At 74.8% G+C, this 14,083-nt stretch carries 13 protein-coding genes; 3 read left to right on the top strand and 10 right to left on the bottom strand.

The annotated features are described in order from the left end of the window. Positions 1-58 precede the first annotated feature (58 nt). Both TK50_RS21510 and TK50_RS21505 read right to left on the bottom strand, forming a co-directional pair. The gene (locus TK50_RS21510; protein WP_043966313.1) at positions 59-1,939 is read right to left on the bottom strand and encodes a propionyl-CoA synthetase; all 1,881 of its coding nucleotides are present in this window, start codon (positions 1,937-1,939) and stop codon (positions 59-61) included. Positions 1,940-2,204: 265 nt separating this feature from the next. After that, positions 2,205-2,768, bottom strand: coding sequence for a hypothetical protein (locus tag TK50_RS21505; protein WP_043966311.1), 564 nt, complete (start codon positions 2,766-2,768; stop codon positions 2,205-2,207). 109 nt (positions 2,769-2,877) lie between these two features. Here TK50_RS21505 and TK50_RS21500 point away from each other — a divergent pair, with 109 nt between their 5' ends. Continuing rightward, positions 2,878-4,110 carry a GNAT family N-acetyltransferase gene (locus TK50_RS21500; protein ID WP_043966309.1) on the top strand — a complete coding sequence of 411 codons (1,233 nt, stop codon included), beginning with the start codon at positions 2,878-2,880 and terminating at the stop codon, positions 4,108-4,110. A 105-nt stretch (positions 4,111-4,215) separates the two neighbouring features. Then, complete coding sequence (locus tag TK50_RS21495) at positions 4,216-4,542, top strand: hypothetical protein (protein ID WP_043966308.1); 327 nt, start codon at positions 4,216-4,218, stop codon at positions 4,540-4,542. 33 nt (positions 4,543-4,575) lie between these two features. Here the strand turns inward: TK50_RS21495 and TK50_RS21490 are convergent, their stop codons facing one another. The 3 genes from TK50_RS21490 to TK50_RS21480 form a co-directional block, all read right to left on the bottom strand. Continuing rightward, a complete protein-coding gene (locus tag TK50_RS21490; protein WP_043966306.1) occupies positions 4,576-5,043 on the bottom strand; it encodes a ribose-5-phosphate isomerase in 468 nt (155 codons plus the stop codon). A 91-nt stretch (positions 5,044-5,134) separates the two neighbouring features. Next, complete coding sequence (locus tag TK50_RS21485) at positions 5,135-6,334, bottom strand: DUF1015 family protein (protein WP_043966305.1); 1,200 nt, start codon at positions 6,332-6,334, stop codon at positions 5,135-5,137. A 164-nt stretch (positions 6,335-6,498) separates the two neighbouring features. Continuing rightward, complete coding sequence (locus tag TK50_RS21480; RefSeq protein ID WP_043966657.1) at positions 6,499-7,098, bottom strand: mycothiol-dependent nitroreductase Rv2466c family protein; 600 nt, start codon at positions 7,096-7,098, stop codon at positions 6,499-6,501. A gap of 246 nt (positions 7,099-7,344) precedes the next feature. Here TK50_RS21480 and pepN point away from each other — a divergent pair, with 246 nt between their 5' ends. Further along, on the top strand, positions 7,345-9,900 hold the full coding sequence (gene pepN / locus TK50_RS21475; protein ID WP_043966302.1) for an aminopeptidase N: 2,556 nt from the start codon (positions 7,345-7,347) through the stop codon (positions 9,898-9,900). Between the two features lie 242 nt (positions 9,901-10,142). Here pepN and TK50_RS21470 read toward each other — a convergent pair whose 3' ends face one another. The 5 genes from TK50_RS21470 to TK50_RS21450 are packed head-to-tail and all read right to left on the bottom strand — an operon-like array spanning position 10,143 to position 14,050. Beyond that, positions 10,143-10,550 carry a DUF5130 family protein gene (locus tag TK50_RS21470; RefSeq protein WP_043966300.1) on the bottom strand — a complete coding sequence of 136 codons (408 nt, stop codon included), beginning with the start codon at positions 10,548-10,550 and terminating at the stop codon, positions 10,143-10,145. Further along, positions 10,537-10,845, bottom strand: a complete 309-nt coding sequence (gene ctaJ / locus TK50_RS21465) for an aa3-type cytochrome oxidase subunit CtaJ (protein WP_431896366.1) — start codon at positions 10,843-10,845, stop codon at positions 10,537-10,539. The genes TK50_RS21470 and ctaJ overlap by 14 nt, the downstream gene beginning before the upstream one ends. 49 nt (positions 10,846-10,894) lie before the next feature. Further along, a complete protein-coding gene (locus TK50_RS21460) occupies positions 10,895-12,358 on the bottom strand; it encodes an amidase (protein ID WP_043966297.1) in 1,464 nt (487 codons plus the stop codon). Between the two features lie 49 nt (positions 12,359-12,407). Next, on the bottom strand, positions 12,408-13,526 hold the full coding sequence (locus TK50_RS21455) for an amidohydrolase family protein (protein WP_229406647.1): 1,119 nt from the start codon (positions 13,524-13,526) through the stop codon (positions 12,408-12,410). Then, positions 13,526-14,050 (bottom strand): 3-hydroxyanthranilate 3,4-dioxygenase, encoded by a 525-nt coding sequence (locus TK50_RS21450; protein WP_043966295.1) that lies wholly within the window; start codon positions 14,048-14,050, stop codon positions 13,526-13,528. The genes TK50_RS21455 and TK50_RS21450 overlap by 1 nt, the downstream gene beginning before the upstream one ends. Positions 14,051-14,083 lie beyond the last annotated feature (33 nt).

Genomic DNA, 14,083 nt, shown 5'->3' with positions numbered 1-14,083 from the left:
CGGGCGGAGCCGGGCGGCCGTCGGTCGGCCGTCGGGCGGCCGTCGGGCGGGTCGGCCGTCAGTCGGTCTTGGCCAGGTCCCGGAAGACGGTGAGCGTGGCCGGGTCGTCGATGGTGGCCGGCACCGGCTCGTCGCGCCCCTCCACCAGCCCACGCATGGTGCGGCGCAGGATCTTGCCGGAGCGGGTCTTCGGCAGCGCCGGCACGACGGTCACCCGGCGGAACGCGGCGACCGGGCCGATCCGCTCCCGCACCAGGGCCACCAGCTCGGCGGCGAGGGCGTCCGGTTCCACCTCGACGCCGGCCTTGAGCACCACGTACCCGCTGGGCACCTGGCCCTTCAGCGCGTCGGCGACGCCGATCACCGCGCACTCGGCCACCGCCGGGTGCCCGGCCAGCACCTCCTCCATCGCCCCGGTGGAGAGCCGGTGCCCGGCCACGTTGATCACGTCGTCGGTGCGGCCCATCACGTACAGGTAGCCGTCGGCGTCGAACCGGCCGCCGTCGCCGGTCAGGTAGTAGCCGTCGAAGGTGCTCAGGTACGACCGCACGTACCGCTCGTCGTCGCCCCAGAGGGTCGGCAGGCAGCCCGGCGGCAGCGGCAGCCTGATCACGATCGAGCCATCGACGCCCGCCGGCACCTGTTCACCCCGCGAGTCGACCACCCGCACGTCATAGCCGGGGACCGGCACCGAGGGCGAGCCGGCCTTGATCGGCAGCGGTTCGAGGCCGCGCGGGTTCGCCGCCACCGGCCAGCCCGTCTCGGTCTGCCACCAGTTGTCCACCACCGGCACGCCCAGCCGCGCCCCGGCCCAGGCGAAGGTGTCCGGGTCGAGCCGCTCCCCGGCCAGGAACAGCGTCCGCAGGCTGGTCAGGTCGTACCGGCGGATGCGGGTGCCGTCCGGGTCCTGGCGGCGGATCGCCCGGATCGCGGTGGGAGCGGTGAACAGGGCGGCCACCCGGTGCTGCGAGACGACCCGCCAGAACGCCCCCGCGTCCGGCGTGCCGACGGGCTTGCCCTCGTAGAGCACCGTGGTCGCGCCGGTGAGCAGCGGGCCGTACACGATGTAGGAGTGGCCGACCACCCAGCCGACGTCGGAGGCGGCCCAGAAGACGTCGCCCGGCCCGATGTCGAAGACGTTCGCCATCGACCAGCGCAGCGCTACCGCGTGCCCGCCGTTGTCGCGCACGACGCCCTTGGGTCGGCCGGTGGTGCCGGAGGTGTACAGCACGTAGAGCGGGTCGGTGGCGGCGACCGGGACGCAGTCGGCGGGCTCGGCCCCGTCGAGGGCGTCTTCCCAGCTGACGTCGCGGCCGGGGGTCAGCGGCGCGGGATGCTGGGGGCGCTGCACGATCACGCACCGCTGCGGGGCGTGCTCGGCCTCGGCGAGGGCCGCGTCGAGGATCGGGTGGTAGGGCACGATCCGGTCCACCTCGATGCCGCACGAGGTGGCCACGACCACCTTCGGCCGGGCGTCGTCGATGCGGACGGCCAGCTCGTGCGCGGCGAAGCCGCCGAACACCACGGAGTGCACCGCGCCGATCCGGGCGCAGGCCAGCATCGCGACCACCGCCTCCGGGACCATCGCCAGGTAGAGCAGCACCCGGTCGCCCCGGCCGACCCCGAGCCGGCGCAGGGCCCCGGCGAACCGCGTGGTCGCGTCGCGCAGCTCGGCGTACGTGTAGGTGCGGGTGACGCCGGTGACCGGGCTGTCGTGGATCAGCGCCGGCTGGTCGCCGCGTCCCGCCGCCACGTGCCGGTCCAGGGCGTTGTGGCAGGTGTTCAGCTCCCCGTCGGGGAACCAGCGGTACAGCGGGGCCCGGGTGTCGTCGAGGATCCGCTGCGGGGGCCGGTGCCAGTCGATCTCCGCCGCCGCGTCCCGCCAGAATCCCGTCGGGTCGGCGATGCTCCGCTCGTACGCTGCTCGATACGCGCCCATCCGGCCATGATCGCCGGGGGCGGCGGGTGGGGACGACGGCCGGTCGGCTCCGGTGCGCCGGACGTACCCCCCGGGTCGCCGAACGGCGCTGCGGCCGCTCGCCGAACCCGGGCCGGACGGTCGGCCGGTCCCGCCGGGGCGGATGAAGGCCCGCCGGGTGGGTATGCGGCGTCGGCCTGGTGAGGAACGGCCCGCGTCGCGCGGGCCGCGACGGCGACGCCCGGGCGGCCCGGCCCACGGCCGACCGCCCGGGCGCACCGGGGACTCAGTTGCCGGTGACCCAGTTCCAGGCGGAGACCACCCACTCGGTCTGCTGGAGGTAGGCGACCCCCAGGCCGACCAGGAAGACGGCAGTCACCAGGTGGGCGCCGCGCGCGCTGCGCCGGACCCGCCCGAGCTGCCGCTCCAGGACGACCCGGCCGAGCAGCCGGGACAGCCCGAACAGGCCGGCGGCGACCAGCAGGCTCAGCAGGAAGGTGAGCACCGGAGCCCCCAGGTTGCCCCGCCCGGAGATGGCCCAGATGCCCCAGCAGACGAAGGCGAAGAGGGCACCGGCGGCGCTCCACTCGCCGCCGACCCGGAGCTGGTTGAGGTGCCAGCTCAGCGGCCGGCGGGGCGCCGAGACGTTGGACCACTGCCCGTCGTGCCCGGCGTGCCCGGCGTGGCCGCCGTGCTCGACGGTGGGGAACTGCTCGGTGCGCGGCGGGCGCCGCTGGCCGACGGACGCCACGCCCCGGCGGAAGGCGTCGGGCTGCGGCGGCACCCCGACACCCGGCTGCGGCGGCACCTCGACCGTGCGCTCCGCCCACGGCTGTGTCTGGTCTGCCATCTCGTGTCCTCCCCCTGACCGATGCCGGCGTCGCCGGCCCGCCATCTCCGAGGGTAACCAGCCGGCAAATCCGCTCGCCCGCGCGTGCGCCGTGGGATAGACACGGGCGATGACCGATACTGCGCTGCCGATCACCGTCGGCCGGGCCGGCGGCTTCGACGAGTTGGCCCGCCTGTTCGAGATCGCGTTCCACACCACCCTCCCCGCCGAGACGCGCGAGGCCGAGCGAAGCATCTGGGAGCCGCAGCGCAGCCTGCTGGTCTTCGACGGCGCGGACCTCGTCGCGTCCGCCGGGGCGTACACCCGGGAACTGACCGTGCCGGGGGCGGTCGTCCCCGCCGCCCACGTGACCATGGTCGCGGTGCTGCCCACCCACCGCCGCCGCGGCCTGCTCACCCGGCTCATGCGCCGGCAGCTGCGCGAGGTCCGCGACGCCGGCCGGGAGCCGGTGGCCGTGCTGTGGGCCAGCGAGGGCCGGATCTACCCCCGCTTCGGCTACGGCCTCGCCGCCCAGCAGCTCGCCGTCGAGTGCACCACCACCGAGCTGCGGCTGCCCGCCCCGACCGCCGCCGAGGGCAGGCTGCGCCTGGACCGCCCGGCCGCGCGGCAGGCCGAGCTGGCCCGGGTGTACGACCGGCAGCGCGCCGACCGCCCCGGCTGGTCCGACCGGGACGACCGGTGGTGGCGGTACGTGCTCGGCGACCCGGCCGACCAGCGCGACGGCGCGACGGAGCGGCGGGTGCTGCTGCACGAGGCCCCGGACGGCGAGGTCGACGGGTACGCGCTGTGGCGCTCCCGGCTCAGCCAGGACGCCGCCGGCGCGTGCGGGGTGACCATCGTCGACGAGGTGGTGGCCGAGAACGCGACGGCCCGCCTGGCGCTGTGGCGGCTGCTGCTCTCGCTCGACCTGACCCGCCGGCTGTCCTACCGGGGGCCGGTGGACGATCCGCTGCTGCGCCTGGTCAACGAGCCGCGGCGGCTGGAGCCCCGGGTGTCCGACGCGCTGTGGGTGCGGGTGGTGGACGTGCCCGCCGCCCTCGCCGCCCGCCGGTACGCCGCCGCCGTCGACGTGGTGGTCGAGGTGACCGACGAGCTGCTGCCGGAGAACACGGGGCGCTGGCGGCTGACCGGCGGCCCGGACGGCGCCCGCTGCGTGCCCACCGACGCCCCGGCCGACCTGGCCTGCGACGTGCGGGCGCTCGGCGAGCTGTACCTGGGCGGGGTGGGGATCACCACGCTCGCCGACGCCGGGCGGGTCGCCGAGCTGCGCCCCGGTGCGCTCGCCGCCGCCGACCCGGCCTTCTCCTGGCACCGGGCCCCGGCGGGGATGGGCGTCTTCTGACACCCTGGTTGCCTCGGGCCGGTCCGGTTGGCCCGGCCGGGGCGGCGCACCGGTCGACCGGCCCGGGCGGGGCGCGGGGGCGGTCCCGGGCGGTACGGTCGACGGATGGGTGACGCGGAACGACGGCGACGCCGGTCGAGGCACCACACCGACGGCGAAACCCCGGCCGCCGCCACGGCCGGCACGCAGGACGTGGCGGCCGAGCCGCCCCGCCGCCGGCCCGCCCCCGGCGGCGACGACCGGGACGGCGGCGAACGGGGCCTGCGCGGCCTGGTCGGCCCCGGCTCCTCGCAGGTGGGGCCCCGGGCGGCGATGCGGGCCCGGGACGCCGCCCGGCCGACCGAGGCGGACCTGGCCGAGGCGGAGCAGCGGGTGGTCGTCGTCCGGCGCAACTGGGTGCCCCGCGAGGACCTGCCCCGCTCCGGCCGCTGAGCGGCGCGGGGCGGGGCAGGTCCTCGCGCCGGGTCAGGGCAGCTCGGGCAGCTCGCGGGTCTGCTCGTACGCGGCGACCTGCTCGATCCGCCGGGCGTGCCGGGGGTTGCCGGAGAACGACGTGGTGAGGAACGCCTCGACGATGGCGGTCGCCTCGTCCAGGGTGTGCTGGCGGGCGCCGACGGCCACGATGTTCGCGTCGTTGTGCTCCCGGCCGAGCTGGGCCGTGTCGATGTTCCAGGCCAGCGCCGCCCGGACGCCCGCGACCTTGTTCGCGGCGATCTGCTCGCCGTTGCCCGAACCACCGATGACGACGCCGAGGCTGCCCGGGTCGGCGACCACCCGGGTGCCCGTGTGCAGGCAGAACGCCGGGTAGTCGTCGTCCGGGTCGAAGACGTGCGGCCCGACGTCGACCACCTCGTACCCCTGCTTGGCGAGGTGGCTGGCCAGGTGCACCTTCAGCTCGAAACCGGCGTGGTCGGATCCCAGATAGACGCGCATACCGCGCAGTCTGTCAGGCCGGCTCACGCGCCGACACGCGGGCGGCGGCGCGGAGCCGGTTTCGACACAGAAGCGCAGTTCAGGGTGTTACTCAGCGGGGCAGCTCGGCCACCACGAGGCCGCCGCGGGCCTTCGGGGTGAACCAGGTGCTCTTGCGCGGCATCTTCTCCCGGGCCAGGTTCACCGCGACGAAGTCGTCGACGGTCACCGGGGCGATCAGCACGGCCAGCTCGGCCCGGCCCGCCTCGACCTCGCCGGTCAGCCAGCTCGCCGGGTAGTCGCCGCCGACGTACGTGATCCGCTTGTCGCCGGGGTCGAGGCCGAGCGCGTCGCGCAGCAGCACCCGCTCGACCAGGGCGTGGTCGAGGTTCTCCAGCCGGCCGCCGTCGACGTGCGGCAGGCGCACCGCGTACCCCTGGTCGGGGAGCCGAAGCGCGACGGTGCCGCCGGCCGTCGGGACCTCGACCGGGCCGTCGATCGGCTCGACCTCGGCCCCGGCGGCGCGGAGCCGGTCGAGCAGCTCTGCCGGGGTGACGGTCAGCTCGCTGACCAGCCGGTTGTAGGGCTGGATGGCGACCGACGCGGGGGTGGTCACCACGGCCAGGAAGCGGGGCAGGCCGCCGGTCTGGGCGGCGAGGCTGCGGTGGTTGCCGTCGGCGACCACCAGCTCGCCGCCGCCGGCCAGCGCGGTCAGCGCGTCCTGCTCCGGGCCGGGGCCGAGCAGCCACACGGCGTGCGTGCGCCCGGCCTGATCGGTGTCGGTCGCGGCGGGCGCGCCGGCCGTCTCGGTCGCCGCCGCGAGCGCGGCGTGCAGCTCGTCGCCCCGGCCGGTCTGGAGCAGGAGTACGGGCGAGAGCAGGTGCCCGAGCGCCTCGGCGAGCGCGACCCGCTCCCGGACCTTGGCGATGAAGACGTCCTCGTTGCGGATGACCAGGCCCGGCTCGTCGGCGCTGGTGGAGATCTGGTCGGTGTCGACCATGGCGAACATCCCGTACGCGGTCTCCTCCCCCGGCGCGCTGATCCGGTAGAGGACCACGACCTGCTCGGCCGGGGTGTAGCTGCCGTCGGCCTTCGCCTCGGCGAGCCGGGTCACCGCGTCGGGCAGCGCGTCGAGGAACGACTTCCCCAGGCTCTCCGGCGCCCGGTGGGGCATCTCGATGCCGAGGGCACTGTGCGGGTTCGCCTCGATGATCGCGGTGATCTCCGCGTCGTCGGCGAACTCGTCGTAGTTCTGCGCGCCGGTGCCGCCAGTGGTGATCCAGGCCCGGGCGATCGGATGCACGACCGTCATGACCGCTGACGCTACCGCCGCGGGGTTACGCCGCCGGCCGCACCCCACCCGAGTCCACCAACTGAGCGGGGCCCCGCCCGGGGCGCGCGCCGGCCGGCGCGCGCCCCGGGCGGGGGTGAGAGGGGGACCCTTCTCTACCGCAGGCGTTAAGAAGGGGCCCTTCCTTACTCGAAGCTCGGGCCGACCTCGCGGGAGCGCTTCAGCTCGTAGAAGCCGGGCGTGCCGGCGACCAGCAGGACGCCGTCCCAGAGCCGGCCGGCGGCCTCCCCCTTCGGGCGCGGGGTGACCACCGGGCCGAAGAACGCCACCGGCGAGCCGTCCGGGCCCGGCGCGTGGATCACCGGGGTGCCCACGTCCTGGCCGACCGGCCGCATGCCCGCCTCGTGGCTGGCCCGCAGCGCCTCGTCGTAGTCGGTGGAGTCGGCGGCGTCGGCCAGCTCCGGGCCCAGCCCGGCGTCGGCGAGCGCGGCCACGTACAGGTCCCGGCCCAGCTCCTCCTTGCCGAGGTGGATGCGGGTGCCCAGGGCGGTGTAGAGCGCGCGGACGGCGTCGGGGCCGTGCTGCCGCTGCACGGCGACGCACACCCGCACCGGGCCCCAGCCGGCCTGCAGGAGCTGCTGGTACTGCTCGGGCACGTCCCGGCCCTCGTTGAGCACCGACAGGCTCATCACGTGGAAGCGGACGTCCACGTCGCGGACCTGTTCCACCTCCAGCAGCCAGCGGGAGGTCACCCACGCCCAGGGGCAGATGGGGTCGAACCACATGTCGACGGCGACACGGTCGGTCACGTGAGGTTCCCTTCGCGACGGGAGGGCCGAAAGCCGGCGCCTCGTCCCTCGATCCTCACCCCACGGCGCATCGACCGGTAGCGGAATGAGAGCGTGAGCTCGACCACCGCGAGGTGCCCTCGCATGGAAGACTCGGATCGGAACCGGTCGCCACGAGCGAGCGGTGGGCTGGCGCCGCGGCGGCGCACGGCGAGAGTGGGATGGAGACGAACAGTGCCGGGAGTGCGCAACCTGACCCAGGTGGAGGCCACCGAGCGGGCCCGCCTGCTTGAGGTGACCGGGTACGACATCAGTCTGGACCTGTCGACCGCCGTGCAGGCGGCCGACGGACGCACCTTCCGGTCGGTGACCGAGGTCCGGTTCCGCTGCGCCGAGCCGGGTGCGGCCACCTTCATCGAGGCCGCCGCCGAGTCGGTCCGGTCGGCCACCCTCAACGGCACGCCGCTCGACCTGTCGGGCTGGTCGGCGGAGAAGGGGCTGCCGCTGCCCGGCCTGGCCGCCGAGAACACCCTCGTGGTGGACGCCGACTTCGCGTACTCCAACAGCGGGCAGGGGCTGCACCGCACGGTCGACCCGGTCGACGGGGAGACCTACCTCTACAGCCAGTTCGAGACGGCCGACGCGCAGAAGGTGTTCGCCTGCTTCGACCAGCCCGACCTCAAGAGCGTCTACACCTGGCACGCCACCGTCCCGGAGCACTGGCGGGTGGTGTCCAACATGCCGGTGGCCCGCGAGGAGCCGGCCGGCGAGGGGCTCAAGGCGGTCCACTTCGCCCAGTCGGCGCGGATGAGCACCTACATCACCGCGCTCTGCGCCGGCCCGTACCACGAGGTGCGCGACAGCCACGACGGCATCGACCTGGGGGTCTACTGCCGGGCGTCGATGGCGCAGCACCTCGACGCCGACGACCTGTTCCTGATCACCAAGCAGGGCTTCGACTTCTTCCACGAGCAGTTCGGGGTGCGCTACCCGCTGCCCAAGTACGACCAGCTCTGGGTGCCCGACTTCAACGCCGGGGCGATGGAGAACTTCGGCTGCGTCACGCACGCCGAGTCGCACTACATCTTCCGCTCGCAGGTCACCGACTTCGAGTACGAGCAGCGGGCCAACACGATCCTGCACGAGCTGGCGCACATGTGGTTCGGTGACCTGGTCACCATGCGCTGGTGGAACGACCTGTGGCTCAACGAGTCGTTCGCCGAGTGGGCCAGCCACTGGTGCAACGCCAACGCCACCCGGTTCTCCGACGCCTGGACGACGTTCCTGTCGATCCGCAAGAACTGGGGCTACCGGCAGGACCAGCTCTCCTCCACCCACCCGGTCTACTGCGAGATGCCGGACCTGGAGGCCGTCGAGGTCAACTTCGACGGCATCACGTACGCCAAGGGCGCGAGCGTGCTCAAGCAGCTCGTCGCGTACGTCGGCGAGGAGCCGTTCCTGGCCGGGCTGCGCGCCTACTTCGGCAAGCACGCCTGGGGCAACGCCACCTTCGACGACCTGCTGTCGGAGCTGGAGGCGGCCTCCGGCCGGGAGCTGCGCAAGTTCGCCGCCCAGTGGCTGGAGACCGCGCAGGTCAACACGCTGCGCCCCGAGGTGACGATCGGCGCGGACGGCACGTACGAGCGGGTCGTGGTGCGGCAGGAGGCCCCGTCGGGGCACCCGACGCTGCGCACGCACCGCATCGGTGTGGGCCTGTACGACCTGACCGACGGCCGGCTGGTGCGCCGCGACCGCATCGAGGTCGACGTGACCGGCGAGTCGACCGAGCTGACCGACCTGGCCGGGGTGCGGGCCGCCGACGTGCTTCTGCTCAACGACGACGACCTGACGTACGCGAAGCTGCGCCTGGACGAGCGGTCGATGGCCACGGTGGTGCAGCACATCGCCGGGTTCGAGTCGTCGCTGTCGCGGGCCCTGTGCTGGATGGCGGCGTGGGACATGGTCCGCGACGCCGAGCTGTCGGCCCGCGACTACCTGGCGCTGGTGCTGGCCGGGCTGCCCGCCGAGACCGACATCAACCTGGTCACCGCCACCCTGCGGCAGTCCGTGGTGACCACCCTCAACCTGTACGCCGACCCGGCGTGGGCCCCGTCCGGCTGGGCGGAGCTGGCCCGCGCCGCGAAGGCGACGCTGGCCACCGCCGAGCCGGGCAGCGGGCTCCAGCTCGCCTGGGCGCGCGCGTACGTGCAGGCGTCCCGCTCGGCGGAGGACCTGGCCGCCGTCCGGGGCTGGCTGAACGGGGTGGACGTGCCCGCCGGGCTGGCCATCGACACCGAGCTGCGCTGGGTGATCCTGCAGTCGCTGGTGAGCAAGGGCGTCGGCGGGCCGGCCGAGATCGAGGCGGAGCTGGCCGGCGACCGCACCGCCAGCGGCGAGCGGGAGGCCGCGTACGCGCACGCGCTGGTGCCGACGCCGGAGAACAAGGCGGCGGTCTGGGCGCAGCTCACCGGCCCCGACGCGCTGCCGAACTGGCGCAACCGGGCGCTGTTGCAGGGCTTCGCCCCGGCCGTGCAGGCGGAGCTGGTCGCGCCCTACCGGGAGCGGTACTTCGAGGTGGTGGACCAGGTCTGGGCGCAGCGCGACAGCGAGCCGGCGCAGGAGTTCGTGCAGCTGGCGTACCCGACGCAGCAGGTCTCCGAGGACACGGTGGCCGCCACGGACGCGTGGCTGGCCGCCGCCGGCGACAAGCCGGCGTCGCTGCGGCGGCTGGTCGCCGAGGGCCGCGACGCCGTCGTGCGCGCGTTGAAGGCCCGCGAGCGCGACGCCCGCAGCGCCTGACCCCACGTGGTACGCGGCCCGGGGCCGGCAGTGGACGCGAGTCCACCGCCGGCCCCGGGGCGTTTAGTGTGGCGTGAGGAGGTGGACGCGATGCACGGCCGGACCGGCACGCGCCGCCGAACGCACGGACGCCCGGCCCGCTGTCGCGGACCGGGCGTCGCCGTCTTGTGCAGTGGTGCTCGCCGTGCGGGTGGTGAGAAGGGTGCCCTTCTCGACCGTAGGCGTCAGGAAGGGGCCCTTCCTTACGCCCGGCCGGCGTGGCTGGCGAGCTGGTCGAGGCCGCTGATGATGCCGCCGGCCAGGTCGCCGCCACCGAAGGCCGCCACCATGGAGAGCGCGGCGAGCTTCGCGTAGGTGTCGGGGATGCGCTTGCGGGCCTGCCGCCCGGTGACGATCTCCAGCTGGCGCTGGTTGGGCGACACCGCGATCAGGACCGACCGGTCGGGGTCGGCGAGCTGGCGGTGCAGCCGCTGGGCGTGCGCCCGGATCGGCTCGTCGAGCCCGCCGACGTAGACCGAGAAGACCAGCCCGGTCCCCTGGTCGGCCAGGCGGAGCGCCTCGTCGATGCGCAGCAGCTGGCGGGTCGAGAACGGCCCGTCCAGCACCTCGGGCGGGGTGCCCGCCTCGGCCTGCTTCTCACCAACGGTCACTTGCGCCTCCGGTTCCACCGGCCGGCGCCTCGACGCCGGCCCGGTCAAGCTTGTGGCTGGTCAGCGCCGGCGCCTGCGCGCCCGCCGCCAGCGCGGTGCCGGCCGAGTCGGCCAGCTGCTCCGGACGGCCCAGGAACCAGACCGGAGTGAAGTCGAAGGGTCGACCCGGCCGGTAGCGCTTGGCGCCGCCACCGGAGGACCGGCCACCGGCGAACGCCAGCGCGGTGATCACCAGCACCACGGCCGCCGGGATGCCGACGAAGATCAGCAACGTCTCGGTAACAGACAATCCCAACGCCCCCAGGCGGAAAGAGAGACCAGGAACTTCCGGGTCGGTTGGACGATCATGACATCGGCTCGCCGACTCCGCTCGTATTCACGTTAGCGGAGCCCACGGCCCGCCAGACTGCGGGGTGGCGATCCCACCCGCCACTGGCGTGCTCAAGCTGCGCGGCGACGCCGATCAGGGTCGCGTCGGCACCGTACCGGCCGGTGAGCAGAACCCCGACGGGCAGCCCCTCGGCGGTGCGCCCCAGCGGTAGCGACACGGACGGTTCCCCCGTGACGTTGAACACGGCGCAGTACGGCGAGAACCGCCGTTGCAGGTCGAAGTCGCGCTCGGGGTCGCCGGCGGCGGTGAACCAGCCCACCGGCGCCTGCGGCGCGGACAGCGTCGGGCAGAGCAACAGGTCGCAGCCGGCGGTGCGGCGGGCGGCCCGGCGCACCTGCGCCTGCAGCTCGCCGAGGGTGCTGGTCAGGGTGCCGGCGGAGATCTCCGCGCCCCGCGACCGCAGGAGGCGGGTCAGCGGCAGCAGGCGGCTCTCCCGCTCGGGCGGGACGGGGGTGAGCGCCAGGACGTACCACACGATCTCGAACAGCGGCCACACCTCCGGGCCGAACGGCGCGGGGACGTCGACCACCTCGTGCCCGGCCTCGGCGAGCAGCGCGGCGGCGGCGTCGACGGCGGCCACGCAGTCGGGGTGGACGGGCTCGTCGGCGAGCATCGGGGCGGTGAACCGGCCGACCCGCAGCCGGCCGGGCGCGGCGCCGCGGGCCGCACCGAGGTAGCCGCCGTCGGGCGCGGGCGGCGGCAGGTAGGGCTCGCCGGGCACCGGCACCGCCATGACGTCGAGCAGCGCGGCGACGTCGGCGACGGTGCGCCCCAGCGGCCCGTTGATCGGCAGGCCGAACGCGCCGAAGCCGAGCGGCCCGCCGGGGACCGCGCCCCGGCTCGGCTTGTGGCCGACGAGGCCGCACAGCGAGGCGGGGATGCGCAGCGAGCCGCCGCCGTCGGAGCCCTGGGCGACGGGGACCAGCCCGGCCGCGACCGCCGCCCCGGCCCCGCCGGAGGAGCCGCCGGCCGTGTACGCCAGGTCCCACGGGTTGCGGGCCGGCGGCGCGACCAGGCCCTCGGAGTAGAGCGAGCAGCCCAGCTCGCTGGTGGTGGTCTTGCCGAGGCTGACCAGCCCGGCGGCGCGGATCAGCCGCACCACGTCGGCGTCGAGCGGGGGCACCAGGTCGGCGAAGGCCGCCGAGCCGAACGTGGTGCGCACCCCGGCGGTGAGCGTCAGGTCCTTGATCGCGGTGGGCACGCCGTGCAGCGGGCCGCGCCCCTGCGCAGGGGTGGCATCGGCCGCCCGCGCCGCCTGGCGGGCCGCCTCGCCGGTGACGGTGACGAACGCGCCGACGGTGTCGCCGAGCGCGTCGACCCGGGACAGGTGGTGCTCGACCAGGTCCACGCTGGAGCACTCGCCGCGCGCGATCGCGGCGCCCTGCTCCAGGGCGGTCAGGTCGTGCAGCTCGGCCACCCCGCCATCCTGCCCGACCCCGCCTCGCCCCGCCGCCCGACACGACCGGTCAGAACCGCGGCGTCTTGTCGTCCTCCAGCAGGCCCGTCCAGTCGCGGTCTATCGACAGCAGCTCCCGGATGGCGAACCGCCGGTCGAGGCCGAGGAAGCGCAGGGCGTTGGTGGAGAGGAGCTTGGCGCGCTGCCCGGCGGTGAGGAAGTCGGCCTCGCGGACCACCCGCCCCGCCGGCCGCTCCCCCAGCGGGTACGGGTAGTCGCTGCCGACCAGCACCCGGTCCTCGCCCATCGTGTCGACCAGCAGCCGCAGCGCCGCCGGGGCGAACACCACCGAGTCGACGCAGAACCGGTCGACGTACGCGCTGGGCGGGGCGGCCGACGCGCCCCGGACCAGGTCGCCCCGGCGGTGCCAGGCGTTGTCGGCGCGGCCCAGCCAGAACGGGAAGCTGCCGCCGCCGTGGGCGAAGCAGATCCGCAGCGTCTCCGGCACCCGGTCGAACACCCCGCCGAGGATCATCGCCAGCACCGACAGGTGCGTCTCGGCGGGCATCCCGGTCAGCCAGCGGGCCATCCACCGGTCGAGCCGGGGGCCGTCCGGCATGTCCCACGGGTGCACGAAGACCGGCGCGCCGACGTGCGCGCAGTGCTGGAGGAAGGTGACCACGCCCGCGTCGTCGAGGTCGCGGTCGCCGACGTGGTTGCCGATCTCCACCCCGACGTGCCCGGCCGCGAGGCAGCGGTCCAGCTCGGCGCAGGCCGCGTCCGGGTCCTGCAACGGCACCTGGCAGAACGGCACGAGCCGGTCGCCGCCGCCGGCCGTGACCTCCAGGGTCAGGTCGTTGAAGATCCGGGCGACCTTCGCCGCCTGGCCGGCGGGCCGGTCGTAGCCGAAGAAGACCGGCGTCGGGGACACCACCTGCACGTCGACCCCGTCGGCGGCCATGTCGGCCAGCCGGGTCGGCGCGTCCCAGCACTCCGCGCCGACCGGCCGGAACTCCGTCTCCCCCACCATGATCATGGCGGCCCGCTCGGAGTCGACCCGCAGCCACGGCCAGCCGGACCCGCCGCACGCCGCGCCGAGGTCCGGCCACCCCTTCGGTACGACGTGGGTGTGCACGTCCACGACGGGCCGCCCCGCGACGGCGGGGCCGGGTGCGGCGGGCCCGGTCATCAGCCCTTGCCCGGGTGCAGGGCACCGCACTCGCCGCAGGTGCGGGCGGCCTCGTCGGCGTAGAACGCGCCGAACACCGGGGGCAGGTCGGCGGCGATGTCGCGGACCTGCAACTCCACCTCGTGCACCTTCGCCCCGCACTGCGGGCAGTACCACTGGAACTTCTCCAGCGTGCCCTCCTCGCGGACCCGCTCGACGACCACGCCGATCGAGCCGGGCTCGGGGCGCTGCGGCGAGTGCGGGGTGTCGCGCGGCAGCATCCACATCTGCCCCTCACGCACGTGCACCGTACGCGGCCCCTCGGGCGTCATCAGGTTGACGTGCATGTTGCCCTTGACCTGGTAGAAGAACTCCTCGTACGGGTCGACGTGAAAGTCGGTGCGCTGGTTGGGCCCGCCCACGACCATCACGATGAAGTCGTCGCCGCCGGGGAACATCTCCTTGTTGCCCACGGGCGGCTTCAGCAGGTGCTGGTTCTCGGCGATCCAGCCGGGGAAGCTGAACGGCTCGGCGATCTCACTCACGACTGACCTCCCGAACTCACGACTGACCTTCCG

Source organism: Micromonospora haikouensis (assembly GCF_000876225.1).
GTDB lineage: Bacteria > Actinomycetota > Actinomycetes > Mycobacteriales > Micromonosporaceae > Micromonospora > Micromonospora haikouensis.
Note: the sequence above shows the minus strand (reverse complement) of the source record. Positions and strands in the feature narration are given on the sequence as shown.

Bases quoted from the DNA above. Each gene is read 5' to 3' on its own strand.
- TK50_RS21510 (WP_043966313.1), bottom strand. From the start codon at position 1,939: ATGGGCGCGTATCGAGCAGCGTACGAGCGGAGCATCGCCGACCCGACG.
- TK50_RS21505 (WP_043966311.1), bottom strand. From the start codon at position 2,768: ATGGCAGACCAGACACAGCCGTGGGCGGAGCGCACGGTCGAGGTGCCG.
- TK50_RS21500 (WP_043966309.1), top strand. From the start codon at position 2,878: ATGACCGATACTGCGCTGCCGATCACCGTCGGCCGGGCCGGCGGCTTC.
- TK50_RS21495 (WP_043966308.1), top strand. From the start codon at position 4,216: ATGGGTGACGCGGAACGACGGCGACGCCGGTCGAGGCACCACACCGAC.
- TK50_RS21490 (WP_043966306.1), bottom strand. From the start codon at position 5,043: ATGCGCGTCTATCTGGGATCCGACCACGCCGGTTTCGAGCTGAAGGTG.
- TK50_RS21485 (WP_043966305.1), bottom strand. From the start codon at position 6,334: ATGACGGTCGTGCATCCGATCGCCCGGGCCTGGATCACCACTGGCGGC.
- TK50_RS21480 (WP_043966657.1), bottom strand. From the start codon at position 7,098: ATGTGGTTCGACCCCATCTGCCCCTGGGCGTGGGTGACCTCCCGCTGG.
- TK50_RS21455 (WP_229406647.1), bottom strand. From the start codon at position 13,526: ATGACCGGGCCCGCCGCACCCGGCCCCGCCGTCGCGGGGCGGCCCGTC.